This is a genomic window from Streptomyces sp. NPDC048057 (genome assembly GCF_040653095.1).
Classification (GTDB): domain Bacteria; phylum Actinomycetota; class Actinomycetes; order Streptomycetales; family Streptomycetaceae; genus Streptomyces.
Map to the genome: position 1 here is coordinate 1 of NZ_JBEZNF010000031.1, position 22,990 is coordinate 22,990.

Below are 22,990 nucleotides of genomic sequence, written 5' to 3' on the forward strand. Positions count from 1 at the left end.
TCGACGAGACGACCGTGAAGATGTCCAAGGAGATCGAGAAGAACGTCGAGGGCCTGGACAAGACGAAGAAGCAGAACGACCAGGACGACAAGAAGGCCAAGGACGACATCGACCAGTGCGAACCCGGCGACAAGAAGGACGGCGACGGGGACGACACCCCCATGTACCTCCTGAACCGCGACGGGACCGTCCAGGAGATCAAGTCGGACGGTACGCTCGGCCCGCCGATCACGAAGACGGGTTCCGACGGCATCAACGAGATCCTGCAACCCAACGGCAAGGTCTGGCGCGGGGATGGCGCGGGCGCGTTCCCCGGGAAACCGTTCGACGCGAATGCCACAGTCGACTCCCGTAAGCTTCAGCCGGGTGAGACGAGCGATCTGATGCACGCCACCCAGCTCGCGCGCTATGCCCGGCAGGACTACAAAGGAGGCAACTACGCCTCGGCGTCCTACGTGGGGGCGGACGGGAAGGAGATCATTCTCGTTGGCCACAGCGGCGGGCCGCACTCCGAGCGCAGCATCGCGTACCCCGTACTCGCCGCCGGCAAGAAGGACAATGTCCAGGCCATGTACACCGAGAGGGCGCCGTGCAACGGAGCGTCCCACTACTGTGAGAAATGGCTTGCAAAGCACTTCGATTCGGATCTGGACGTGACACACTCGGCCCGTTATGACCAGAACGAAAGCGATAAGACCAGGAATGCCGAGCACAGGCGGTACCGGGAACAGTTACAGGAGTGGCACAAGGCGAACGGGCCCACAGAGTTCCCGAACCCGGATGTGAAGCCGAAGCAGAAGTGACATCTCGAAGGAGAAGTGCGTGCTGTTTGACATCGGACACGACGAGCTCGTCGGTGCAGTGGGGGCTTCGCAGGTATCGCGGTTGTCTGCCGCGGACGCGGATCGCTACGGAATCCACGGCGAAGCGCGTGACTTCCTCGTCACGGTCGGGATTCCGAAGTCCGACAGTTTCTACTTCTGGGTAGAGCCGTTCAGCCCGGAGCGTTTGCTGAGTACGGATGAACTGATCGGACAGGGGTGGCAGTTGTCGGTGAACGTCGATGGCTGGCTGAAGTTGGGTTCCTTCCCGGTGACCCTGGTCGCACTGGCACCGGACGGTGTGGTGCATCAGCTCTCTGAGGAGACCCAGGACATGCTGGCCACCCACAGTGACCTGTCGTCCTTCGTGCGGACCGTCGTCGACGTGGAGACGTTCCTGCAGCAGTACGTGCCCCCGGCGGACGACGACGAGGCGTTCCACATCAGGGACTCCGCCATGGACGCCATCCAGGCCCGCGTTCGCTCCGTCGACCCCCTCCCCTTCGGCAGTGAGTACTCCGAGTGGCACTCCATCGTCGACGAGATCAAAGACGGCTCGTGGGTCTGACCCCATGAGGTCACCTGGACCTGCCGTTATCGGGCACCCGCGCTCCGGCGCCTGAGCCCGGTCGCGGCATGTCAGAACACCAGCGTCTGTATCCCCCGGTCCAGCCCCACCACCAGCCAGCCGCCCGCCCAGGTCAGGCAGTGGCCGGAGCGGTGCAGGGGGATCTCCATGACCTGGGTGAGGGTGTCGAGGTCCCACAGGCGGACCGTGCGGTCGAGGCCCGTGGAGGCGAGGAGGGGGCGGCCGGTCAGCGGGTCCCACCCGTGGACGCTGCGGCCCATGCCGGGACTCGCGGCGAGCAGGGTCCGGTCCGCGGTGGGGAGGGCGCAGAGGGCGTGCACGGCCGCGGCGTCCTCGACCGGTTCGATGGTCGGGTCCCACAGCCGTACGGTGTCCAGCAGGTCGAGGCTGGCCAGCAGGGTGCGGCCGTGGGTCTCGACCGGGTGCAGGCCGAGCATGTGGACGTCGTTCGGCAGGGTGACGGTGGCGGTCAGCTCGCCGTGCTCACGAGCCGTCGGCGCCCGTGCCTCCGTCGGCACCCGTGGTTCCGTCCGCCGCCGTGCTCCCGTCCCCCGCCGGCGTCGGGCGGGCCGGCCGCCACACCAGGCTGACCTCGAAGTTCGCCTCGGAAGCGGCCTTCGCCACCAGCCAGTTCGCGGTGCCGCTGACCTTGATCCCGAAGGTCACCGTGACCTCTTCGGGGCGCAGCTCGCTCGCGCTGTCCAGGACCGTACGGGCGGCCTGCACGGCCGGCCGGACCGCGTCCCGGACCCGGCTGACGACGTCGTCTGATCCCCCTACGCCCGGAGGGCGCGGGGGGACCCCCAGACGCGGTGGAAGTGGTCCGTCGGTTCGACCTCGAAGCGCACCACCGTCTCGTCGTCAAGTGCGTACGAAACCACCTCAGTCGCCATGCCGTCCCCCTTCGTGTCTCCCCAGCCGATGGGCCGTTGGAGCGCACAGCATAAGCACTGTCCCCGTCAGGAACGGCGGGGTCGCCGGCTCCGCCGCGCGGGCGGTGTCGTTGCGCCAGGCGGCGTACCGCCGCGCTGGTACGACACCGGCGGCACATGCGCCAACGACCCAGCCGCACGCCCCTGTTGTGCGCCCCGGCACGCACCCGCCGTACGCGCCGTGGCGTACGTCCGTGCGCCGGTGGCGTCCGTGACGGCTGCCTTCGTCGGCCGTTGTCAGCGTGTACGCGGACGCGTCCGACTGCGCCCGAACACCGCCACGCCATGTTTGGAGATGCCGTTGCACGGTCACGTCCCGCCCGCGTTCCCTCCGCACCCCCACCCGACCCCCGTTCCCCGCCCCAACAAGCCCGATCTGAAGGGGTACGCGGCCTCGTCCCTGGGCTACGCCCTCTTCGCCACCCGCTGGCTCCAGGCCCCGCTGTACTTCGGGCTGGTCGCGGCCCAGGGTGTGTACGTCTACAAGTTCTTCAACGAGCTGTGGCACCTGGTCCAGCACGTGATCACCGGGCAGGCCGACGAGACCATGGTCATGCTCGCGGTGCTCAAGCTGGTCGACGTCGTCATGATCGCGAACCTGCTGATCATGACGATCGTGGGCGGCTACGAGACCTTCGTCTCCCGCATCGGCCTCCAGGGGCACCGGGACCAGCCCGAGTGGCTTTCGCACGTCAACTCGAACGTGCTGAAGGTGAAGCTGGCGACGGCGATCGTGGGCATCTCGTCCGTGCACCTGCTCCAGATGTTCGTGGACGTCGCGCACACCTCGCACCACGCGCTGCTGTGGGGGACGGTCATCCACATGGCGTTCATCCTGTCGGCGGCGATCCTCGCGTACATGTCCGGGCCGATGGAGCGCCGCAGCCCGCACCACTCCCACCACGACCCCGCGCCCCGGCCGACCCCCGCGCCGCCGGCACCCGCGCCCGAGCCCGCGTCCCCCGCGGCGGAGGTCGTCCCCGTCCCCGCGCCGGCGCCGGTCGCGGCCACCGTCGCCAGCACGCCCCGGCTGGAGAGCGTGCCCGTGCAGCCGAAGACGACGGCGGTCGCCGCCGAGCGGGACCACGCGTCCGCCGACGCCCGCGTCCGCGCCGCCGGGCTGCCGGGCCGCAAGACGCTGGAGGAGTTCGACGAGGAGCACCTGCGCTCCTTCGACCGGGACGCCGTCGCCCGGCTCGGGGAACTCGACTTCGTGAACGCGCACCGCAACGTGGTCTTCCTCGGCCCGCCCGGCACCGGCAAGACGCACCTCGCGACCGCCCTCGGCGTCCGCGCCTGCCAGGCCGGCCACGACGTGCGGTTCGCCACCGCCACCGAGTGGGTCGCCCGGCTCGCCGCGGCGCAGTCCGCGGGTCGGCTCACCGAGGAGCTGGCCCGGCTCGACCGCCACGCGCTGCTGGTGATCGACGAGATCGGTTACGTGCCCTTCGACGCCGACGCCACCGGGCTGCTCTTCCGGCTGATCGCGCACCGCTACGAGCGGGGGTCCGTGATCGTCACCAGCAGCCGCCCGCTGGGCCAGTGGCCGGCGACCTTCGGCGACGGCCCCGTCACCTTCGCCCTCCTCGACCGGCTCGCCCACCACGCGGACGTGATCACGCTCAAGGGCGACAGCTACCGGCTGCGGGGCCAGGCGGCGTCCGCCCCGGCGTGGAAGGCGGGCTGAGCGCACCACCCTCGGGCGCGGTGTCGTACGGGCCGGGCGGACCGGTCCGTACGACACCGCGCCCACCGTTGTCACGGCGCGCGTACAGATTCATCTGCGGATCCGCGCGTGAGATCCCGTCTTCGCAACTAAATGCGCAGATCTATGGCGCTACGACGCCGATATCGTTAGCGTGCGAGATGTTCGGCGGGCGAGCACGAAAGGGCTGGGCGGCATGAGCGGTGACATCGGCAGTACGGGCCCGAGCGCTCCCTCGCCCCCGCTGTCCTCCCACGACCGCACCCGTCACCGCCGGCTGCGCGACCAGGGCCGTACCGACCGCGCCGCACTCGACGACGTCCTCGCGGCCGGGTTCGTCTGCCACCTCGGCGTCGTCGTGGACGGCCACCCCATGGTCGTCCCGACCGTGTACGGCACCGACGGGACGTGGCTCTACCTGCACGGCTCCGTCGCCAGCCGCAGCCTGCTGGCCGCGCCCGACGCGCCCGTCTGCGTCACCGTCACCCACGTCGACGGCCTCGTCCTGGCCCGCTCCGTCTTCGAGCACGGCGTCAACTACCGCAGTGCCGTGGTCTACGGCCGCCCCCGCCTCGTCACCGACCCCGAGGAGAAGCTCACCGGGCTGCGGCTGCTCACCGAGCAGTCCGCGCCGGGCCAGTGGGGGTACGCCCGCCGGCCCAGCCGCAAGGAGCTCGCGGCGACGGCCCTGCTGGCGCTCTCGCTGGAAGAGGCGTCCGTGAAGGTCCGCACCGGGCCGCCCGACGACGGCGACGGGCCGGACGCCGAGCTGCCGGTGTGGGCCGGCACGCTGCCCCTGGTGACGACCTTCGGGGCGCTCGTCCCGGACCCGGGCCTGCGACCCGGTCTCACGCCGCCGCCGCACCTCGCGGACCGTGGCGGCACCCGCGTCGGCTGACACCGGTCGAAGGGCGCCACCGTCGTACGCCCTACGGCTTGCGGGCCACCGCCCCCAACATCGCCACCTGCTCGTCGGCCACCCCCGCCTGCTCCTCGGTCGGCCGCCAGCGGTGCACCTGGGTGAGCCCGGGCTCCACCAGTTCCAACCCGTCGAAGAACGCGCCGACCTCGGCCTCGGTGCGGGTGACCATGGGGATGCCCCGGCTCTCGTACTGCTCCTTCACCCGCCCTATCTCGGCCGGCGCGTACACGTCGGTGGCGGTCGACACGGCCAGGAAGCTGCCCGACGGCAGCGGGTCGAGCAGCCGCCGCAGCAGCTCGTGGTCCGCCGGCGGGCGGATGAAGTGCAGGATCGCGAAGACCGTCAGCGCGACGGGCTGCTCCAGATCCAGCAGCTCCCGGAACACCGGCGATTCGAGGATCGATTCGGGCTCGCGCATGTCGGCGTCGAGGTACGCGGTGCGCCCCGGCGGCGCGCTGGTCAGCAGCGCCTCCGCGTGCGCCAGCACGATCGGGTCGTTGTCCACGTACACGACCGACGCGTCCGGCTGCTCCCGCTGGACGACCTCGTGCAGATTGGGCGACGTCGGCAGGCCCGTACCGATGTCCAGGAACTGGCGCACCCCCGCCTCCCGCGCCAGATGGCGGGCGGCCCGCTGCATGAAGAGGCGGTTCTGCCGCATGCTGACCCGCAGCGACGGCCACCCCTTCATCATCGCCTCGCCGGCGTCGACGTCCACCTGGTAGTGATCCTTGCCGCCGATCACGTAGTCGTAGATCCGTGCCGAGTGGGCCCGCTTCGTGTCGATGCGGTCGTGCGCCGGCCCGCCCGCCTGCTCGCCATGACCCATGGATCAACTCCCGTCGTTCCGCCGTGGGTTGAAACCTTAAGTGGTCTACACCGCAGGAACGAGCCGACCCGGCCGTGATATCACGCCAACGGCAGCGCCGGCCTCCGCGCCGCCCCGGCCCGTCCCGGGGGCGCCGCTATCGTGTGCGGCACGGCGCATGGGGGGTGGTGGACCGGTGGAACCGTTCGTGTCGGTGGTGTTGGCGGCCGTCAGCACGGCCACGTCCGGGGTGGTCGCGGGCGCGGGCGGCGAAGTGGGGCGGCGCAGCGCGGAGGCGCTGGCCGGACTGTGGCGCCGGGCCCGCGGCGCGGAGCCCGCCGCGGCGGACGGCGACGGTGCGCTGCCCGTCACCGAGGAGGAGCGGCGGGCGCTCGCCGACGACCTCGCTGCGTACGCGCGGCGCTCGCCCGATTTCGCCCGCGAGGTCCGCGCGTGGGTCGCCGAAGCCGAGCACCTGGCGGCCCGGCGGCCGGAGACCGCTGGCCCCGGGGCCGTACGACCCCGGATGCTTCCCCCGTCCACCGCCGTCTTCACCGACCGCGAAGCGCTCATCGCGGACGTCACCGGGCTCGCGGAAGCCGCCGACGCCACGGCGGGCGGCGGGGCGCCCAAGGTCGTCGTCCTGTCCGGCCCCGGCGGCATCGGCAAGAGCGCCACCGCCGTCCACTGCGCCCATCTGCTCAAGGACCGCTTCCCCGACGGACAGTTGTACGTGGACCTCGCCGGCGCCTCCGGCACGGGCGCGCTGCGGCCCTCGGACGCCCTCGTCCGCTTCCTGGCCGCGCTCGGCGTGCCTCCGGAGCGGACGCCCGCCGACGAACACCGGCAGACCGCGCTGTACCGCGACCGCACCGCCGACCGCCGGCTGCTCGTCGTCCTCGACAACGCCCACTCCGACGCCCAGGTCGAGCCCCTGCTGCCGGCGTCCCCGCACTGCCTGGTGCTGGTCACCAGCCGGCTGCGCCCGCACGGCCTCGTCCGCGACCTGGGCGCGGTCGCCCGCACCCTCCCGCCGCTCGACGCCGCCGACTCGCTGCGGCTGCTGGCCCGGATCGTCGGCGCCGACCGCATGGCGGGCAGCGAGACCAGCACCCGTGCGGTCGCCGCGGACTGCGGCGGCGTACCGCTCGCCCTGTGCACGACGGGCGCGCACGTCGCGGCCCGCACCCATCTGACGTGGGAGACGGTCGCCCGGCAACTGGCCGCGGGCGGGGGAGGGGGAACGATGGGCGCCGACGACGACGCCGTCGACGGCACGCCCCGCGGCGCCGTCCACCGCGCCCACGACGTCAGCTACGGCGAACTCGACCCCGTCGCCGCCCGCCTGTACCGGCTCGTCGCCGTCTGGCCGTGGCCCGCGATCACCGTGCCGCTGGCGGCCCGCGCCGCCGACGTCGACGAGCCCACGGCCCGGGCCCTGCTGGACCGACTCGCCCGGCTGCACCTGGTCGAAGAGGTCGCCGAGGAGCGCTACCGCTACCACGACCTCGTCCGCGACCACGCCCGCCGCAAGGCGGAGGACGTGGACGGCCACCGGGCCGTCGCCGCCGCCGTGGGCCGCTCCGTCCGCCACTGGCTCGGCTTCGCCGTCGCCGCCGACCACCGGGTCATCCCGGCGCGCTGGCGCCTGGGCCCGGCGTATCTGCGCCCGGCGCGCGACGCGGCGGAGCCCGGCAGCGCCCGGGACGCGCTCGACGCCCTGGCGCGCGAACGCGACAACCTCGCCGCCGCCGTGCGCGCCGCCGACCACTGGGGCCTGGACGACCTCGTGTGGCAGCTCTGCGAGGCGACGTGGGGCCTGCACCTGCGGCTCGGCTTCCACGAACAGTGGGTCGACACCCACGTGCTGGGCGTCGCCGCCGCCCGCCGCTGCGCCGAGGACGGCGCCGGTGACCCCCGCGCCGAGGGACGCGTCCTCGTCCAACTCGCCTTCGCCCACATGGGCCTCGGACGGCCGGAGGACGCCGAGGCCGACCTGGCGCAGGCCCTCGCCGCGGAAGAACGGGCCGGCCACCACCGGGGCCGGGCCACCGCGCTGGAGGTGACGGGCCTGCTGCGGCTGCGCACCTGGTGCTGGTCCGAGGCCGAGGCGTGCTTCGAGGCCGCACTGAGCGCCCTCGCCGACATCCGACCCGGCGACGACGGCGAACAGGACGTGCCGCGCGCCCGCGCCATCCTGGCCCACCACATCGGCCGCGCCCTGCGCGGCCAGGGCCGCCACACCGAGGCCGTACGCCGTCTGCACACCGCGCTCGCCGCCTTCCGCGACCTCGACGCCCCCGACCGCTACAACGAGGGCCGCGTCTACATGAGCCTCGGCGAAACCCAACTCGACGCCGATGAACCGGAGTTGGCCCGCGTCTGCCTGGACCGCGCCGTCGACGTGATGACGCAGGAGGGCGCCGCCCTCCAACTCGCCGACGCCGCGTATCTGCGTGCCCGCTGCGCCCGCCGCCTCGACGACCCGGCGGCCGAACGCGCCGACCTGACGGCCGCCGAGCGGCTGTACGAGCAGGCCGACGACTACGGCTCGTACGGCTCCCTGGCCGCGATCCGCGCGCGCCTGGTGGAGCTGACGGATACGCCTTAGGGCACGTCCAGGGAGTCCCGCGCGTCCCTGTGCGGCCTGGACGGAGGCGCGGCGGGCGCGGTTTCGCCGTGCGGCGGGCTGCGTTACGGCGTCTGCGGGCCGTCTGTAGCTTGTCGCGCAGTTCCTCCCCCCACACCCAGAGGGTGTGGGGGGAGGAACTGCGCGAACAACCACAACGCACCCGCAGGGACCAACGCTCCCGCGGGAAACGGTGGATTCGTCCAGCCGCACCGGAAACCCACGGCGCCCCCGCCGCGACCTAGCGCGGGGCGTGCTCCACCGCGACCTGGTGGTGGGCGCCGCCCGTCACCACGACCAGCCATGCCGGCAGCGCCGAAGCGCCCTGCACCACCAGCCAGCCGTACAGCGCCGACGCGTACGCGGCCGGGTCCGTCAGCGCGGCCCGGCCGTCCGCGCCCGGCTGCGCGCGCAGCCGTACGAGCCGGCCCGACCTGGTCCGTACGACACAGCGGTCCGGGCCGTCGACCCAGACCGCGAGCCGGCAGTGCGGGTGGCGCGCCAGCACCTCCGCCGTCCACGCGGCGGGCGGGCCGACGCGCGGGTCGTCCCCCGGGCCGTGCCGCACGATCACGTCCGCCACCCGCAGCCGGCCCGGGTCCTGAGTGTCCTCGTGCGCTGCGGTGTGCACGGCGTCCGCGTCGTCGTCGACGTCCCCGATCGGGTCGTCCGGCCCGGTCTCGGGGTGCCGGACGACGGCGACGCGCGCCGGGTCCGTCCCCAGGAGCCGGGTCAACACCCTTACGGGCGCGGTGCGTGCGGCCGGCTCGTACGCGGGCAGCGGCAGCGGGTCGAGCAGTGCGGGGCCGTGTCCGGGCTCGGGGAGTTTCAGCAGGCCGTAGAAGAGGCGGCGCAGCCGGGCCGCGGACTCGCCGGGCACGGAGCTGGTCAGCGCGGCGAGTTCGGCGTAGCGGTCCGGCGCGTGGGTGTCGATCGCCCGGTCGATCTGGGCCCGCAGGTCGCCGGCGCGGCCGGGGTGGCGCAGCACGGGCGCGGTGCGGCCGAGCGCGGCGACCGGTGACGCGGGGTCGAGCGCGGAGTCCGCGCCGGTGTCGTCGTCGGACGGGAAGGCGCCGAGGAGGACGGGGGTGCCGATGGCGGCGGCGTAGTACGTGACGCTGCCGTGGTCGCCGATGACGCAGTCCGCCGCGACGACCGCCTGCCGCCAGGCGTCCAGCGGCGGGACGGTGACCAGCCCGGCCCGGCGCGCCCGGTCCAGCCAGGCCCGCACCTGGCCGGGCCCGTGGCCGTACCAGATGTTGGGGTGCAGGACGGCGGCGGTGCGGTACTCGTCGGCGGGCAGTTCGGAGGCGAGCCGCGGCAGCAGTCGGGGCAGCGCGTCGTTGAGGAGCCCGCGGGTGGACCAGGTCGAGTTGAGGACGACGAGCCTTTGGTGCGGGGCGACGCCGAGGGCGCGGCGGAAGCGGTCCCGGTGCGGGAGCGCGGCGAGGATGCGGTCGTAGCAGGGGTCACCGGCGAGGACGGCGGTGGGCGCGGCCTCGGGGCAGGCGGCGGTCAGCCGGGCGAGCTGCTCGGGGTGGGACAGCACGGTCGCGGCGGCGAGGGGCCGACCCTGATGGAGCAGCCACTCGGGCGCGAGCCCGAACACGGGCGCGGCGTCCTGGCGTCCTGGCGTCCTGGCGTCCTGGCGTCCTGGCGTCCTGGCGTCCTGGCGTCCTGGCGTCCTGGCGTTGCCAGCCTCTTATTGTATCCAACGCCGTGCGAGAGGACCGCCAACTCCCCTCGCAACAGGTGGAGTTCACCGCCGTAACTCGCCGAGACGGCCAGGTCCACCGGAGTGTCCACGGCCTGCTCCCACGGGAGCACCGGCAGCCCCGTCCCGGCGAGCAGCTCCGACACCCCGCCCTGGAACGGCGAGGACCCCGTGCACGTGACCAGGAGCTGCACCCGCGAATCGCCGTTGAAGAGCGGGAGGACGTCCAGCAGCCGGGTCGCCGCGGTGACGTTGTGCACGACGAGGAGGACGCGACGACAGCCCTCGCGCGAGATCCACCGGTCCGCGTCGGCGCCCACCGGGACCCTCAGCCGCACTCCCCGTCCCCCACGTTCGCCTCTGCGTCCGCCACGCCGGCGGCGCGTCGCCCGATGCTACCTCCGGCCCCGGAGGGCGGCGGCTGGCAGACTCGCGCCTGTCAGTGCCTGTACCAGTGCGCGTACCGGAGGCCGTATATGACGACAAGTCATCCCCCTGCCGAAGACCGCGATCCCGCATCCGGACCGGAACCCGATCTCGACGCGGAGGTCATCGTCGTGGGCGCCGGGCCGACCGGGCTGATGCTCGCGGGCGACCTCGCCGCCGCGGGCGTACGGACCGTCCTCGTCGAGCGCCGCCCGCCCGGCCTGAGCAATCTGACCCGCGCGTTCGGCGTGCACGCCCGCACCCTGGAGCTGCTGGACGCGCGCGGCGTCGCGGAGGAACTGGTCGCGACCGGGCACACGGTGACCGGCTTCCGCCCCTTCCGCTGGCTGACCGTGGACCTCTCGCGGCTGCGGACCCGCTTCCCGTACCTGCTGATCACCCCGCAGTACGAGGTGGAACGCGTCCTGGAGCAGCGGGCGCGCGAGGCGGGCGCGGACATCCGGTACGGCACGGAGGTCACGGAGCTGCGGCACGACGGGCGCGGGGCGGTCGCCGCCCGCACGGCCGACGACGCCGAGCTGACCGCGCGCTACCTCGTCGGCGCGGACGGCGCGCGCAGCACCGTCCGCCGGGCGCTCGGACTGCCCTTCCCCGGCGGCTCGGTGATCCGGTCGATGGTGCTCGCGGACGTACGGCTCGACGAGGCGCCGGAAGGAATGCTGGCGGTGAACACCGACGGCGACACCATCGCGCTGGTCCTGCCCTTCGGCGACGGCTGGTACCGGGTCATGGGTTGGGACCGGGCGCACCAGCCGCCGGACGACGAGCCCGTGGACCTCGAAGAGATCCGCGCCCTCGCGCGGCGCGCGCTGGGCACCGACTACGGGATGGGCGAGCCGCGCTGGATCTCCCGCTTCCACTGCGACGAGCGGCAGGTGCCGTCGTACCGCAGGGGGCGGGTGTTCCTGGCGGGCGACGCGGCGCACGTCCACTCGCCCGCGGGCGGGATGGGCCTGAACACCGGCATCCAGGACGCGGCGAACCTGTCGTGGAAGCTGACGGCGGCGCTGCGGGGGCGGACGGACGATCCGCAGGTGCTGCTCGACAGCTACCAGCGGGAGCGGTATCCGGTGGGCCGGGCGGTGATCCGCAGCAGTGGCGCGATCATAAGGATGGCGATGGCGCACACCCCGGCGCAGCGGGCTGCGCGGCTCGCGGTGGCGGGCGTGGGGGCGTTGCCGCCGGTGACGCGGCGGGCGGTGGCCCAGGTGACGGGCCTGGGCATCGCGTACCCGCGCCGGTCGGGCGGGCACGCGCTGGAGGGCCGCCGGATCCCGGACCTGGCGCTCGCGGAGGGCCGCCTGTACGAACTCCTGCGCACGGGCGGCTTCGTGCTGGTGACGCCCCCGCACATGCCGCCGGTCGACCACCCGTCCGTGACCCACGCCCACTGGCGCGACGGCCCGTCGCCCCGCGACATGGAACTCCTGATCCGCCCCGACGGCTACGCGGCCTGGGCGAGCGAACACCCGGACGCGACGTCCCTGCGGGACGCGGTGGCGTGGTGGTGCGGGCAGTAGCGCCGGGGACCCCGACGTCCGCGACCTCATCTTGATGAGCGCAGGGGAGTCGGGCCGGCGCCCTCCGCCCACTGCCGGGCGTACGGGTTTATGCGACAACGCGCATAGTCGCGTCCCTGCATGGACGCCCGGATGGCGCCCCCGTACGGTCGTGGTCATCAGGGGCCGTCCGGTCCCAGCCACAAGGGAGTTCGGTCATGGCTCGTGAGGAACTGACCCGGCTTACCGGCAACGGAAACGGCACGTGCGGAGGGGAAGACTGCCCGAACGTCTACCGCACGCCGACTGGATCGTTCTTGGTTCAGGGCGACGTTTCCCAGGCATTCGACGCCCCGGTGGGGGAAGGGCTCGTGGAGATCCCGGAGGAGACGATGAGGGAGGCTGTACGTGCTCTTGGATGGTGAGAGCTGGAGCCGCCGATTCGCTGAGATCAAGCACGAGGCATGGCGGCTGGAAGCCCTCCCGCAGTACCTCGTACCGCAGGAAGCCGAAGAGTTCTCCGCCTTCCGCGAGGGGCGATCACCGACTCCGTACACGGCTTCCGCGTACACCGAGCGCGTCTCGCGTCAGCGAAACGAGGGGAAGCGCAACGGCCGCGTGCACATCGTGACGCAACCTCTCTCCGACTATCTGCGGTTCGAGTTCAGCCGCTACTACGGGGTGCACGTCCAGGCAGGCGACAACATCCGAATCCTCGACGTGACCAACCGGCCGAACCCCCTTGAGGGAGTCCAGGACTTCTGGATGTTCGACCAGTCCGAGGTAGTCCTCATGAACTATGAGGCGGACGGCACTCAGATCAACCGCGAGGTATTCGAGGGGGACGTTTCCCCGTTCGTCGAGTACCAGCGCATCGCCATCGCGGAGTCTGTGCCGTTCGAGGAGTACGTGAACGTTGGTCATCCAGCCTGATCAGCTTGGCCAGTCTGGGCTGGAACTGGCCGCCATGCTCAAGCATCTTCGCAAGCAAGCCGGACTCTCAGGAGTCCGGCTTGCCGTGCGTTGCAACATGTCGCAATCCAAGATCAGCCGTATTGAGGGCAGTAAAGTTCGTCCGTCTCTCGTGGATGTCGAGCAGATCCTCAAGGGGCTAGGGGTTTCTCCCGCTATTGCGGCCGAAGTGATGGCGCTGGCTCGCATCACTCAGACGGAATGGCAGGGCCGTAGGGCCCTGCACCGCAAAGGGCTGGATAAGAAGCAGCTAGAGCTGGCAGGAGTGGAGGCGGCTACCACAGACTTCCGGTACTTTCTTCTGTCCATGGTCACGGGCCTGTTGGCGACCCCGGAATACGTCAGGGAAAGTATCGTCGATGCGCCGCCCGCCCAACAGGCCAAAGCTGTGGCTATGAAACTGGAACGACAAGCCGTTCTGCTGGATCGACTCAAGAGCTTCACGTTCATTCTCACCGAGCAAGCCGTAAGGTATCCACTCGTAACCCCTGACGGTATGGCCATGCAGATTGACCGACTTGCCTCCCTTTCTCGGCAGGCAAATATCAAGATCGGAGTGCTGCCGCTAGGTGTGAAGTTCAGCAGCACTCCGCTCAGTACGTTCACGGTGTATGACGATCGCTTGGCGACCATTGAAGCAGACCTGGGCGCAGCGGTATTCAGAGATCCGAAGGATGTTCGTTCGCTCCTCGACCGGTTCAACAGATATGAGTCATATGCCGTCTTCGGAGATGATGCCAGAGAGTTGCTCACTCGGTGGGCATGGGAATTCCGGAGGTGATTTTTAGTCCACAACGCGCATAGTTTCGCCATGCTCGCTATATCCGGGGGATCATTACCACGACCTGGCCGGCCGGGCCCATGTAAGCGCAGTGCACCACTCCACACAGCAGGAGGTCATGCACAATGAGCACAGCAGTCCAGACGCGGACCCGTGATCCGCGCACCATCCTGAATGCTCTGGAGGAGCGCGTTCCCCACTTGGTGACCGATGCGGGTGTGGCCGATTTATGGGAGCGGGAGGTTCGTCTGCTCCTCCGGGACAGCGTGGCGGTGCGCAGCCTGGCGGAGCGCATCCTGGGGCAGGGCGTCTCCTACGTCGTCACCGCGATGGAGAACCCTGGCACGGACATGGGTGTCGGGTACACCGTGGACATCGGTGTCCATCAACTCATTCTCGACACGCCCCTGTACTTCGCTCTCTGCGACGCGCACAACGGCGGCCGGTGCAAGCACCACGCGCCGTTGATCGAGCGGCGCCGTGACGGCGTCGTGGCACGCACGGCCGAACTGATCCGCGCAGCCGGATTCGCCGTCGATGACGAGTTGTGGGAGACCGACGCGTCCGACTGCTCGCCGTGCAACGACAAGGTGCCCGACAGCCACTGAAGCGGCGCTACAGTTCCTGCCCCTGCCCTCCCTCCGGAGGGTGGGGGCGCAGCACTGCGGTACCTCCGACACGTGAAGGACGCTCCGTTGCCCGCACGACACGACCTCGACAACGAACGTGAACTCTGGGACACCTACGCCGAAAGCGCCCGGAAGGACGTGTTCGAATCGGAACCCGTCTTCAGATGGACGCAGTACGCCGGGCACGGGCCCGGCCCCGAACTTCTCGGTGAACCCGAGTCCGTCCTTGAAGTCGGATGCGGCACGGGCCGCGCCCTGGCGTACCTCGCCCAGCAGGGGGTCAAGGCAACCGGCGTGGACATGTCGCCCGTCATGGTGGCGAACACCACTGAACGATGGGGGCCCATGGGGGTCCAGTTCGTGTGTGCTGAAGTGCTCTCCCACCTGGCCGAGACGGCGGAGACCTACGACGCCATCTACTCGATGTTCGGCGCCGTGTGGTTCACCGACCCGGCCAAGCTCCTCCCCCTCGTCGCGGCCCGGCTGAACCCGGGCGGTGTACTCGTCTTCGCCCACCCGCCGGCCATTCCTGGCGCATACGGGCCGCAAGGAATGTACAAGGGCGGATTCGCGGGCAAGGCGATGTACACCTATCGGTACAGCTACACGCTCCGGAAGTGGGAAAGCCTTCTGCTCAAGGCCGGTTTCCGGGAAGTGGAAGTGCGTGAGTTGGCGGCACCGACGGAAGGGCACATCGGCACTCTGATCGGTCGCGCGGTTGTGGCCTGAACGCGACCGAGTTCATGGCGGTCGCGCTTCGTTGGGAGGGGTCGGGGGTCTCCGTGTCGTCCAGGTCCCCGCCCGACTCATTCAGCAGTCATCCAGGCTATAGGGCAGCCCCTAACCCGAAACCGGAGTGGTGCTCTCCGCGGTGGACCCGTCCTTGATGCCGGCGACGAAGGTGGCGAAGGCAGTGGTGGGGACGTGCAGGACGGGGCCGGTCGGGGCTTTGGAGTCGCGGACGGGGACGATGCCGTGCTCGGCGGTGAGGTTCGTGGCGACCTCTACGCATGCGCCGCCGTTGTTGCTGTAGGAGGACTTGAACCAGCGGGGGGTGATGTCATGAGGTGCCCTTTCGTAGCTGCTCGTTCAGGGCGAAAGGGACCGCCTGAGGCGGCGCCTCCCCGTTCGGCCGATCGTAGCCCGGTGCGTTGCATCGGCGGGCCGGGCGTACTCGCGCGAGGCGCAAAAGCGAGGGTGCCCCGCTGAGTCCATGTGGCTGGCTCGGCGGGGCACTCTCGCGTTGGTGCGGGGGCGGTCGTTAGACCGTGCCGTCCTTGATGCCGGCCACGAAGGTGGCGAAGGCGGTGGTGGGGACGTTCAGCACGGGGCCGGTCGGGGCCTTGGAGTCGCGGACGGCGACTATGCCGGTGGCGGACGCGTGTGCCGGGGCCCACTCGACGCATTCGCCGCCGTTGCCTTGGCTGTAGCTGGAGCTGGTCCAGTCTGTCTCTGAGGGAAGTTCGGGACGATTCATGGTGAATAGCAGTCCTTCACAATGGAGACGATCCGCTCTGCCGTCTCGTCCAGCGGTGCGGCCATGGTTTTCAGCAGATCATAGGCGTCCCGGGCGTCTGCAACGTCTGCCGGTTCGGCCAGGACGTAGCCGCGAGGGAACCCATCCACATGCACCACGTCTTCTCCCTCACGGAAGGACAGCAGCCCGAACGGGCTCGCCATCGGGCCGTGCTGCCGACCGTCGTCGGGGACGATCTGCACGCGGTGCGTGGGCCGCTCGGTAAGCTCCAGCAGGCGGGTGAGTTGTTCCCGCATCACCGTTCTGTCTCCAACGATGTTCCGTAGTGCGCGTTCGTGCAGTACAAGCCAGAGGCGGGCGGGTTGGTCTCGCTGCAGAATGTGCTGTCGTTCGAGGCGAGCTGTGACCAAGTCTTCCAAGTTCTCTGGACGACCCTCTTTGAGTACGGCCGTTGCGTACTTCCGTGTCTGGATCAACCCAGGCATGAGCAGCGGGTGAAACATGCTCACGACGGTGGCTTTCCATTCCAGTTCGACGTACCGGCGGAACCAGGGCGGGAACGCGTACCGAAGCGCCAACGGCCACATCCGGACGAACCGACCGCGCGCGTGTGGGAAGACCCGGTCGCAGGTCTCCGCGAATTCCAATTGCGGGACCCTGTCGCCATTCTCGATCTTGGCGACCAGTGAGTGGCTGCAGTGAGCCTGCTGGCCAAGGTCGCGACGTGACATGTTCAGCGCCTCGCGCTCGATCCGGACTTCGTTGCCAAAGTGCGCGAGAGGACTGGCTGTTGGGTCCGGGCGCTCGGACTCGGCTTCGACGGTCAAACAAACCTCCGAAGTGCTTTGGACAGGCGGCGCTGTCCAACTGGTGCGGCTATCGGAGCCTACGCTCCGCGCGTTCTCATTGCAGAAGAGCGAGTCAAACCGGAGTACCGGAGCGAGCGATGGATAACCCCACCAGGCACTCATTGAATACCCACACGACGCGATTGCCAGTCCCCGCACCGACAGTGGTTCAGGCGGCAGCGGGAGATGAAGGCGGCACCCTCATCGTCGGCGCACTCGCGTACGACACCGTGGAGAAGCGGTGCGGCGTGGTCATGGATGTCTACGGGTCGTTGGTTGCGCTGCGCCCACGGCACGGCGGGTGCGAGTGGGACGCGCGGCGCGAGCACGTCCGTACCGCGACGTTGGACGACCGGCTCGGGTCCGCGCTCGCCGAATTGAACGCATACAGCAGCAGACGCACTCCGTAACCACCCTCGACTCCGCTTTCGCGCATCAGCGTTTCCCTGGCGCTGGAGTGAAGTGCGCGCGAGCGGTGGGGATGAGGACCGCAGTCCCCTCTTCCCCTGGTCCCGGTCGCCCACGGGCACGCCCCTGCCCTGGGCGGCCGGGACCGAACACCCCCACCCCACCCTCCACGGGAGGATCACCATGATCGAGCGAGGTCGGTACAAGGGCTGGCGCTCCGTACGGGTCCTGGCTGAGGACGTCGTCGTGTCCGCCGTGTGCATCACCGGGAAACCGGAGTGCGGTGCGCAGATGCCGCCTCCGGAAGGCGGTGAGCGTCACGGGCATGACGACGTGGACGAGTGGATGGAGTTCCATCTCCGCCTCACCGGTCACGACCTGTTTGCTGAGATCCACCGTGAGCCCGTGCGCTGGGGGCCGCCGGCCCCGTACCCCGAGCCCGGGGCGACGGGCACATGACGCGCTTCGCCGTCGCGTTGTTCTTCGGGGCCGTCGGGGTCTGTCTCGGGCTGATGCTCCTCAGCCTGATGAGCCTGATCGGACAGTAAAGGACTCCCGCTGCCGCACCGCACGCAAGGCACACCGCGGCAGCGGGTCCCGTTCCCCTCCCGGCTGCCCGCCCTGCCCCGGCCGGCCGGGAGGGACGGGGGAGCGGGCTTGGTCTCCCCGCTTCCCGGCCCCGGTCACCTGCTCACTCACACCCAAGGTGACCGGGGCTCCATCTCGAAAGCGGGTTGAGACCGTGCTCGTGGTGCGGAAGGGTCCGTGGGCATGGAGTACTTCTGTTACCACCGAGACCGGCCGGGCTCCCTCCCACTACGCGAGGAGTTGCTGGAGGAGCACTGGTCCTACATGGACCGGTACGCCAAGGAGCTGATCGCTCGCGGACCGACCTTCGCCGACGACGGTGAGACGCCCACCGGAAGCGTGCACATCGTCGATCTGCCCGATGCCGCCGCAGCCCGTGCGTTCGCCTTCGACGAGCCCAACTACCAGGCCGGTGCGTACCGGGACGTGCTGCTGCGCCGGTGGCGCAACATGCTGGGGCGCACCATGTGGGACTTTCCCGGTGGGCTCAGCGGTGGCAACCGGTACCTGGTGCTCGGGCTCGGCGAGGGGCGGCCCGTGGATCTCGACCCGCCCCGTCGGGACGAGCTGATCGCGTACGGGCCGCTGCTGTCCGACGACGGCGACACCTGGCTGGGTACTGCGACGCTGCTCAGGGCTCCGAACCCGGACGCGGCCCGCGCCGTCCTGACGGCGGACCGGTACGCGGACATCGAGGTCCACGACTGGGAGTGCGGCGGGCGGCGGTGAACCACGGAGGCGCCGGGCCGATGTGACTCGGCCCACCACCGGGCCGCGGAGGGCCCACAGGCACCGTGTGACACCTCACGGCCGAAAGACAAGGGCAAGAGCTCCTCACGACATGGCCACGACGCAGTCCAGGATCCACCAAGTCCGTTAGGTGTGGCTTGCCTAAGTTGTATGGTGGCGCGGTCAGACCGTCCATGCGGAAGGAACGTGGTGTCCATGGGCGATGCCCGTCTGGTGGCGAAAGACCTGGAAGTGGGGCACGCGGGCCGCCCCGTGCTCACGGAAGTGGGTCTTGAGCTGCGGCCCGGCGGCATCACCGTCCTCGTCGGGCCCAACGGCTGCGGCAAGTCCACCCTGCTGCGCACGGTGGCCGGTTTGCTGCCCCCGATGCGCGGCGACGTCAGCGTGGACGGCGCCCCGCTCGCGTCCTTCTCGCGGCGCACCCTTTCGCAGCGGCTCGCCTTCCTGCCGCAGTCGTCGCACTCGCCCGCCGGCGTGACCGTGCGCGAACTCGTACGGCACGGGCGGTACGCGCACCGCGGCGCGCTCGCCCGGCACACGCCCGAGGACACCGAGGCGATCGACTGGGCGCTGACCGTCACGGACGCCGCGCCGCTGGTGGAGCGGCGGCTGGACGAGCTGTCCGGCGGCGAGCGGCAGCGCGCCTGGCTGGCGATGGTGCTGGCGCAGCGCGCCGGTGTCCTGCTGCTCGACGAGCCCACCACGTACCTGGACATGCGGCACCAGTTCGAGGTGCTGGACGTGGTGCGCCGGCTGGCCCGGGAGCACGACATCGCCTGCGGGGTCGTGCTGCACGACCTGATGCAGGCCGCCGCGTACGCCGATGACGTCGTGGTCGTGGCGGACGGCGGGATCACGGCCGCGGGCACGCCCGAGGAGGTGCTGACGCCGGAGGTCATACACCGGGCGTTCGGGCTGCGGGTGAACGTCGTGCGCGACCCGGCGACGGGCTACCTCGCCTGCTTCCCGCAGCGCACGGAAGAACCCCAGCACACCTCCTGACGGCCACGGCCGACCCAGTACATCCAGCACACAAGGAGAGTTACCCCCATGCGGAATTTGGTGCGCACCCTCGCGACGGGCAGTGCCGCCGTGGCCCTCACGCTGGTCGTGGCCGGTTGCGGCGAGTCCGGGTCGGTCGGCGACGCCGCGGGCGGCGACAAGGACGGCAAGAAGGACACCGGCAGCGGCGCGATAAGCATCGCCACCGCGCAGGGCGAGGTGAAGCTGGAGAAGCCGGCCACCAAGGTCGTCGCCCTGGAGTGGACGTACACCGAAGAGCTGATAGCCCTCGGCGTCACCCCGGCCGGCAACGCCGACAACAAGCAGTACGAGACCTGGATCACCGCCAAGGGCGCGAAGCTGCCGTCCGGCGTGACCGACGTCGGCAACCGCAACGAGCCCAGCCTGGAGAAGATCCGGGCCCTCAAGCCCGATCTGATCGTCATCGACAACGACCGCTCGAAGTCGAACCTCAAGCAGCTCCAGGACATCGCGCCGGTGCTGTCGTTCACGTACACCACCCAGCCCCAGCTCGACACGATGAAGAAGAACTTCACCGAGCTGGCGAAGGCCGTCGGCAAGACGAACGAGGCCGGCGAGGTCATCAAGCGCATCGACACCGCCGCCGCCGACCTCAAGGGCCGGCTGGAGAAGGCCGGCAAGGCCGGCACGACGTACACGATCGGCCAGGGCTTCACCGCCAACGGCACCGCGTCCGTCCGCATGCTCAACAACGACGCCATCGCGGCCCAGGTCCTCAACCTCGCCGGCCTGAAGAACGGCTGGACGGACAAGGGCGACACCTGGGGCATGACCACCGTCGGCGTCGAGGGGCTGACCGCCGCGCCGAAGGGCGCCACCTTCCTCTACGTCGCCGCCACCAACGACAACCCGTTCACCGGCGTCTTCGCGAAGAACCCGGTGTGGAAGAACCTGGACTTCGTGAAGAACAACCGGGTGAACCCGCTCGACCCGGGCACCTGGCTCTTCGGCGGACCGCTGTCCGCGCTCCACGTCCTCGACGAGACCGGCAAGGCCCTGAAGGTCTGATGTCCCTCTCCGTACGGCTCCCCGCCAGCCCGAAGGAAGACCGTCCGCGCGGCCCGCGCCGGCCGTCCGCCGCCCTGGTGGGCGGCGGCCTCGGGGTCCTCCTCGCCGTGGTCGCCGTGGTCCACCTCGGGCTCGGGTCGTCCGGGGTCGGCATCGGCGACATCCTCGCCTACCTCGTCGGCGACGGCACCCAGCACACCGAGGACGTGCTCCTCGGCAGCCGGCTGCCGCGCACCGTCACCGGGCTCGTCGTCGGCATCGCCGTCGGGGTCTCCGGCGTGCTCGTGCAGGGCGCCACCCGCAATCCGCTGGCGGCGCCCGACACGCTCGGCGTGAACGCGGGCGCGTACTTCGCCGTCGTCCTCGTCGCGTACGTCGGCCTCGACCTCGGGCCGCTGCCCTCCGGCGCCGCGGCCTTCATCGGCGGGCTGCTCGCCATCGGCGTCGTCTACCTGCTGAGCAGCGGCGGGGTCCTCACGCCGGGGCGGACGCTGCTCGCCGGCGCCACGGTCGCGCTCGCCGCGACCGCCGGGGCCGAGTTCCTCCAGATGATGGACGTGGAGAAGACCCGCGGCCTGTTCTTCTGGGGCAACGGCACCCTGATGCAGGCCGAGTTGGACAAGCCCCTGATCACGGGCGCCGTGGTGCTCGTCATCGCGTGCGCGGCGCCGCTGTTGGCCCGGCCGCTGGACCTGCTGGCGCTCGGCGACGAGACCGCGCAGGCCATGGGCGTACGGGTGGAACGCATCCGGCCCGCCGCGTTCCTGGTGGCCGTGCTGCTGTCGGCGACCGCGGTGTCCCTGGCCGGACCGATCGGCTTCGTGGGACTCATCGCCCCCGTCATCGTGCGCCAACTCGGCGTGCGCAAGCACGTGTTGCTGATGCCGCTGGCCGGGCTGCTGGCCTGCGCGGTGCTGCTGGGCGCCGACGCCGCGGGCCAGGTGGTGGTGCCGCCGTCGGCGGTGTACGCCTCCGAACTCCCGGTCGGCGTGGTCACCGCGCTGATCGGCGGGCCCATCTTCATGCTGCTCGCCCGCAAGGTGAGCACCGGGGACGCGGACACCGGCGCCGCCGTCGCGGTCGCCGGCCAACGGCGCACCCCCACGTACGCCCTCGCCCTCGGCGGCGGGCTGATCGCCCTCGGCGTCGCCATGGCGCTGTCGCTGCGGGTCGGGGACGTGTCGGTGAGCTGGAGCCAACTCGGCGCGGCGCTCACCGGCTCCGCGAACGAGGTGACCGAGGCGGTCGTGTCGTACCGGGTGCCGCGCATCCTGGTGGCGGCGCTCGCCGGTGCGTGTCTGGCCGTCGCGGGTGCCGCCGTGCAGTCCGTGGTCCGCAATCCGCTGGCGGAGCCGAACCTCGTGGGCGTCACGGGCGGTGCGTCGCTGGGCGCGGTCACCCTGATCGTGGCCGTGCCCTCCGCGCCGGCGATCGCGCTGCCGGCGGCGGCGGGGGTCGGCGGCGTGCTGATGCTGGTGCTCGTGATGCTGGTCGCCCGCGGCTCCGGCGGCGGACGCGCCGGGCTCGACCCGACGCGGGTCGTCCTCGTCGGCATCGGCGCGGCGGCGACCTCGATGGCCCTGGTCAACATCATGGTCGTCAGCGCGCAGATGAACATCGCGGCGTCGCTGAGCTGGCTGGCGGGCAGCACGTACGCCCGGGACTACACGGCGCTCGGCTGGCTGGTGGTGCCCGCGGTGGTCGCGGTCCTGCTGGTGCTGGCGGCCCGCCCGGTGAACCTGCTGGCGCTCGGCGAGGAACTGCCGCGCGCGCTGGGCCTGGAGCTGAGCCGCGCCCGGCTGTTGGTGCTGGGCGCGGGCGCGGTGCTCGCGGCGGGCACGGCGGCGGCGGTCGGCGCGGTCGGCTTCGTCGGGCTGGTGGCACCGCACTTGGCGCGCCGGCTGGTGGGAGGCAACAGCCGCCGGATGATCCCGATGGCGGCGGTGCTGGGGGCGGTGCTCGTCGTCGCGTCCGACGCGATCGGGCGTTCGCTGCTGGCGCCGACGGAGATCCCGGTGGGGATCGTGACCGCACTGGTCGGCGCGCCGTACCTGGTGTGGCTGCTGCGGCGGACGCGGGGCGCGGCGGACTGACGTGCCGGGGCGTGTCGTCGCCGTGCGGCGCGCGGTGTGGTCGCGCCTGCGGCCCGGTGGCGGGCTTGTCGCGCAGTTGCCCGAGCCCCTTGGCCACCTCGCCGTTGCCCTGCGTGAACGGCTGGCCTCTGCGGGCTGTCCGTGGCTGTTCGCGCAGTTCCGCCCCCTACGCCCAGGGGCGTGGGGGGACCCCCACCTACGCCCAGGGGCGTGGGGCCCCCACCTGTGCCCTGCGGGCACGGGGGGACCCTCAGCGCGACCTGTTGCGCTGCCCCTGTCATTTGTCTGCGGGCTGAGGGCAAGGTTTTTAGGGGCGCTGGGGGTCC

General features: G+C 71.0%; 24 protein-coding genes. 16 read left to right on the forward strand and 8 right to left on the reverse strand.

The window, feature by feature from the left end:
* Both AB0E05_RS29815 and AB0E05_RS29820 read left to right on the forward strand, forming a co-directional pair.
* The coding region (locus tag AB0E05_RS29815) for a nucleic acid/nucleotide deaminase domain-containing protein (RefSeq protein ID WP_361969109.1) at nucleotides 1–803 on the forward strand (803 nt) is incomplete at its 5' end.
* 19 nt (nucleotides 804–822) lie between these two features.
* A complete protein-coding gene (locus AB0E05_RS29820) occupies nucleotides 823–1,389 on the forward strand; it encodes an SUKH-4 family immunity protein (RefSeq protein WP_361969111.1) in 567 nt (188 codons plus the stop codon).
* A gap of 71 nt (nucleotides 1,390–1,460) precedes the next feature.
* On the opposite strand, the gene AB0E05_RS29825 is transcribed toward AB0E05_RS29820, so the two are convergent.
* Both AB0E05_RS29825 and AB0E05_RS29830 read right to left on the reverse strand, forming a co-directional pair.
* A complete protein-coding gene (locus AB0E05_RS29825) occupies nucleotides 1,461–1,928 on the reverse strand; it encodes a hypothetical protein (RefSeq protein ID WP_361969113.1) in 468 nt (155 codons plus the stop codon).
* On the reverse strand, nucleotides 1,894–2,136 hold the full coding sequence (locus tag AB0E05_RS29830; protein ID WP_361969115.1) for a CU044_2847 family protein: 243 nt from the start codon (nucleotides 2,134–2,136) through the stop codon (nucleotides 1,894–1,896). Before AB0E05_RS29830 ends, AB0E05_RS29825 begins: the two co-directional genes overlap by 35 nt.
* Nucleotides 2,137–2,718: 582 nt before the next feature.
* Between AB0E05_RS29830 and istB the strand changes: the two genes are divergently transcribed.
* Both istB and AB0E05_RS29840 read left to right on the forward strand, forming a co-directional pair.
* The gene (gene istB / locus AB0E05_RS29835; protein ID WP_361969359.1) at nucleotides 2,719–4,029 is read left to right on the forward strand and encodes an IS21-like element helper ATPase IstB; all 1,311 of its coding nucleotides are present in this window, start codon (nucleotides 2,719–2,721) and stop codon (nucleotides 4,027–4,029) included.
* A 214-nt stretch (nucleotides 4,030–4,243) separates the two neighbouring features.
* Nucleotides 4,244–4,945 carry a pyridoxamine 5'-phosphate oxidase family protein gene (locus AB0E05_RS29840; RefSeq protein ID WP_361969117.1) on the forward strand — a complete coding sequence of 234 codons (702 nt, stop codon included), beginning with the start codon at nucleotides 4,244–4,246 and terminating at the stop codon, nucleotides 4,943–4,945.
* A 31-nt stretch (nucleotides 4,946–4,976) separates the two neighbouring features.
* Here the strand turns inward: AB0E05_RS29840 and AB0E05_RS29845 are convergent, their stop codons facing one another.
* Nucleotides 4,977–5,798: an SAM-dependent methyltransferase gene (locus tag AB0E05_RS29845; RefSeq protein WP_361969119.1), complete on the reverse strand. Its 822-nt coding sequence runs from the start codon at nucleotides 5,796–5,798 to the stop codon at nucleotides 4,977–4,979.
* A 175-nt stretch (nucleotides 5,799–5,973) separates the two neighbouring features.
* Here AB0E05_RS29845 and AB0E05_RS29850 point away from each other — a divergent pair, with 175 nt between their 5' ends.
* Nucleotides 5,974–8,388 (forward strand): tetratricopeptide repeat protein, encoded by a 2,415-nt coding sequence (locus AB0E05_RS29850; RefSeq protein ID WP_361969121.1) that lies wholly within the window; start codon nucleotides 5,974–5,976, stop codon nucleotides 8,386–8,388.
* Nucleotides 8,389–8,647: 259 nt separating this feature from the next.
* Here the strand turns inward: AB0E05_RS29850 and AB0E05_RS29855 are convergent, their stop codons facing one another.
* Nucleotides 8,648–10,015: a hypothetical protein gene (locus tag AB0E05_RS29855; protein WP_361969123.1), complete on the reverse strand. Its 1,368-nt coding sequence runs from the start codon at nucleotides 10,013–10,015 to the stop codon at nucleotides 8,648–8,650.
* Entirely contained in the window at nucleotides 9,922–10,458 is a 537-nt protein-coding gene (locus tag AB0E05_RS29860; protein ID WP_361969125.1) for a hypothetical protein, read from the reverse strand. The genes AB0E05_RS29855 and AB0E05_RS29860 overlap by 94 nt, the downstream gene beginning before the upstream one ends.
* Before the next feature lie 138 nt (nucleotides 10,459–10,596).
* Here AB0E05_RS29860 and AB0E05_RS29865 point away from each other — a divergent pair, with 138 nt between their 5' ends.
* From AB0E05_RS29865 to AB0E05_RS29890, 6 genes are all read left to right on the forward strand, one after another.
* A complete protein-coding gene (locus AB0E05_RS29865) occupies nucleotides 10,597–12,087 on the forward strand; it encodes an FAD-dependent oxidoreductase (protein ID WP_361969127.1) in 1,491 nt (496 codons plus the stop codon).
* Nucleotides 12,088–12,284: 197 nt separating this feature from the next.
* On the forward strand, nucleotides 12,285–12,491 hold the full coding sequence (locus AB0E05_RS29870) for a hypothetical protein (RefSeq protein WP_361969129.1): 207 nt from the start codon (nucleotides 12,285–12,287) through the stop codon (nucleotides 12,489–12,491).
* Entirely contained in the window at nucleotides 12,475–12,999 is a 525-nt protein-coding gene (locus AB0E05_RS29875) for a DUF6879 family protein (protein ID WP_361969131.1), read from the forward strand. Before AB0E05_RS29870 ends, AB0E05_RS29875 begins: the two co-directional genes overlap by 17 nt.
* Nucleotides 12,983–13,819 (forward strand): helix-turn-helix transcriptional regulator, encoded by an 837-nt coding sequence (locus tag AB0E05_RS29880; protein WP_361969133.1) that lies wholly within the window; start codon nucleotides 12,983–12,985, stop codon nucleotides 13,817–13,819. Before AB0E05_RS29875 ends, AB0E05_RS29880 begins: the two co-directional genes overlap by 17 nt.
* Nucleotides 13,820–13,944: 125 nt before the next feature.
* Entirely contained in the window at nucleotides 13,945–14,427 is a 483-nt protein-coding gene (locus tag AB0E05_RS29885; protein ID WP_361969135.1) for a hypothetical protein, read from the forward strand.
* Nucleotides 14,428–14,514: 87 nt separating this feature from the next.
* Complete coding sequence (locus AB0E05_RS29890; RefSeq protein WP_361969362.1) at nucleotides 14,515–15,177, forward strand: class I SAM-dependent methyltransferase; 663 nt, start codon at nucleotides 14,515–14,517, stop codon at nucleotides 15,175–15,177.
* Between the two features lie 111 nt (nucleotides 15,178–15,288).
* On the opposite strand, the gene AB0E05_RS29895 is transcribed toward AB0E05_RS29890, so the two are convergent.
* From AB0E05_RS29895 to AB0E05_RS29905, 3 genes are all read right to left on the reverse strand, one after another.
* The gene (locus tag AB0E05_RS29895; protein WP_361969365.1) at nucleotides 15,289–15,507 is read right to left on the reverse strand and encodes a DUF397 domain-containing protein; all 219 of its coding nucleotides are present in this window, start codon (nucleotides 15,505–15,507) and stop codon (nucleotides 15,289–15,291) included.
* Nucleotides 15,508–15,709: 202 nt separating this feature from the next.
* The gene (locus AB0E05_RS29900; RefSeq protein ID WP_361969137.1) at nucleotides 15,710–15,925 is read right to left on the reverse strand and encodes a DUF397 domain-containing protein; all 216 of its coding nucleotides are present in this window, start codon (nucleotides 15,923–15,925) and stop codon (nucleotides 15,710–15,712) included.
* Entirely contained in the window at nucleotides 15,922–16,752 is an 831-nt protein-coding gene (locus AB0E05_RS29905; RefSeq protein WP_361969139.1) for a helix-turn-helix transcriptional regulator, read from the reverse strand. The genes AB0E05_RS29900 and AB0E05_RS29905 overlap by 4 nt, the downstream gene beginning before the upstream one ends.
* 612 nt (nucleotides 16,753–17,364) lie before the next feature.
* Between AB0E05_RS29905 and AB0E05_RS29910 the strand changes: the two genes are divergently transcribed.
* From AB0E05_RS29910 to AB0E05_RS29930, 5 genes are all read left to right on the forward strand, one after another.
* Entirely contained in the window at nucleotides 17,365–17,640 is a 276-nt protein-coding gene (locus AB0E05_RS29910) for a hypothetical protein (RefSeq protein WP_361969141.1), read from the forward strand.
* 312 nt (nucleotides 17,641–17,952) lie between these two features.
* Nucleotides 17,953–18,498, forward strand: a complete 546-nt coding sequence (locus tag AB0E05_RS29915; RefSeq protein ID WP_361969143.1) for a YciI family protein — start codon at nucleotides 17,953–17,955, stop codon at nucleotides 18,496–18,498.
* Nucleotides 18,499–18,714: 216 nt separating this feature from the next.
* Complete coding sequence (locus tag AB0E05_RS29920) at nucleotides 18,715–19,521, forward strand: ABC transporter ATP-binding protein (protein WP_361969145.1); 807 nt, start codon at nucleotides 18,715–18,717, stop codon at nucleotides 19,519–19,521.
* Nucleotides 19,522–19,569: 48 nt separating this feature from the next.
* Nucleotides 19,570–20,571: an iron-siderophore ABC transporter substrate-binding protein gene (locus AB0E05_RS29925; RefSeq protein ID WP_361969147.1), complete on the forward strand. Its 1,002-nt coding sequence runs from the start codon at nucleotides 19,570–19,572 to the stop codon at nucleotides 20,569–20,571.
* Nucleotides 20,571–22,664 carry an iron ABC transporter permease gene (locus tag AB0E05_RS29930; protein ID WP_361969149.1) on the forward strand — a complete coding sequence of 698 codons (2,094 nt, stop codon included), beginning with the start codon at nucleotides 20,571–20,573 and terminating at the stop codon, nucleotides 22,662–22,664. Before AB0E05_RS29925 ends, AB0E05_RS29930 begins: the two co-directional genes overlap by 1 nt.
* Nucleotides 22,665–22,990: the final 326 nt, after the last annotated feature.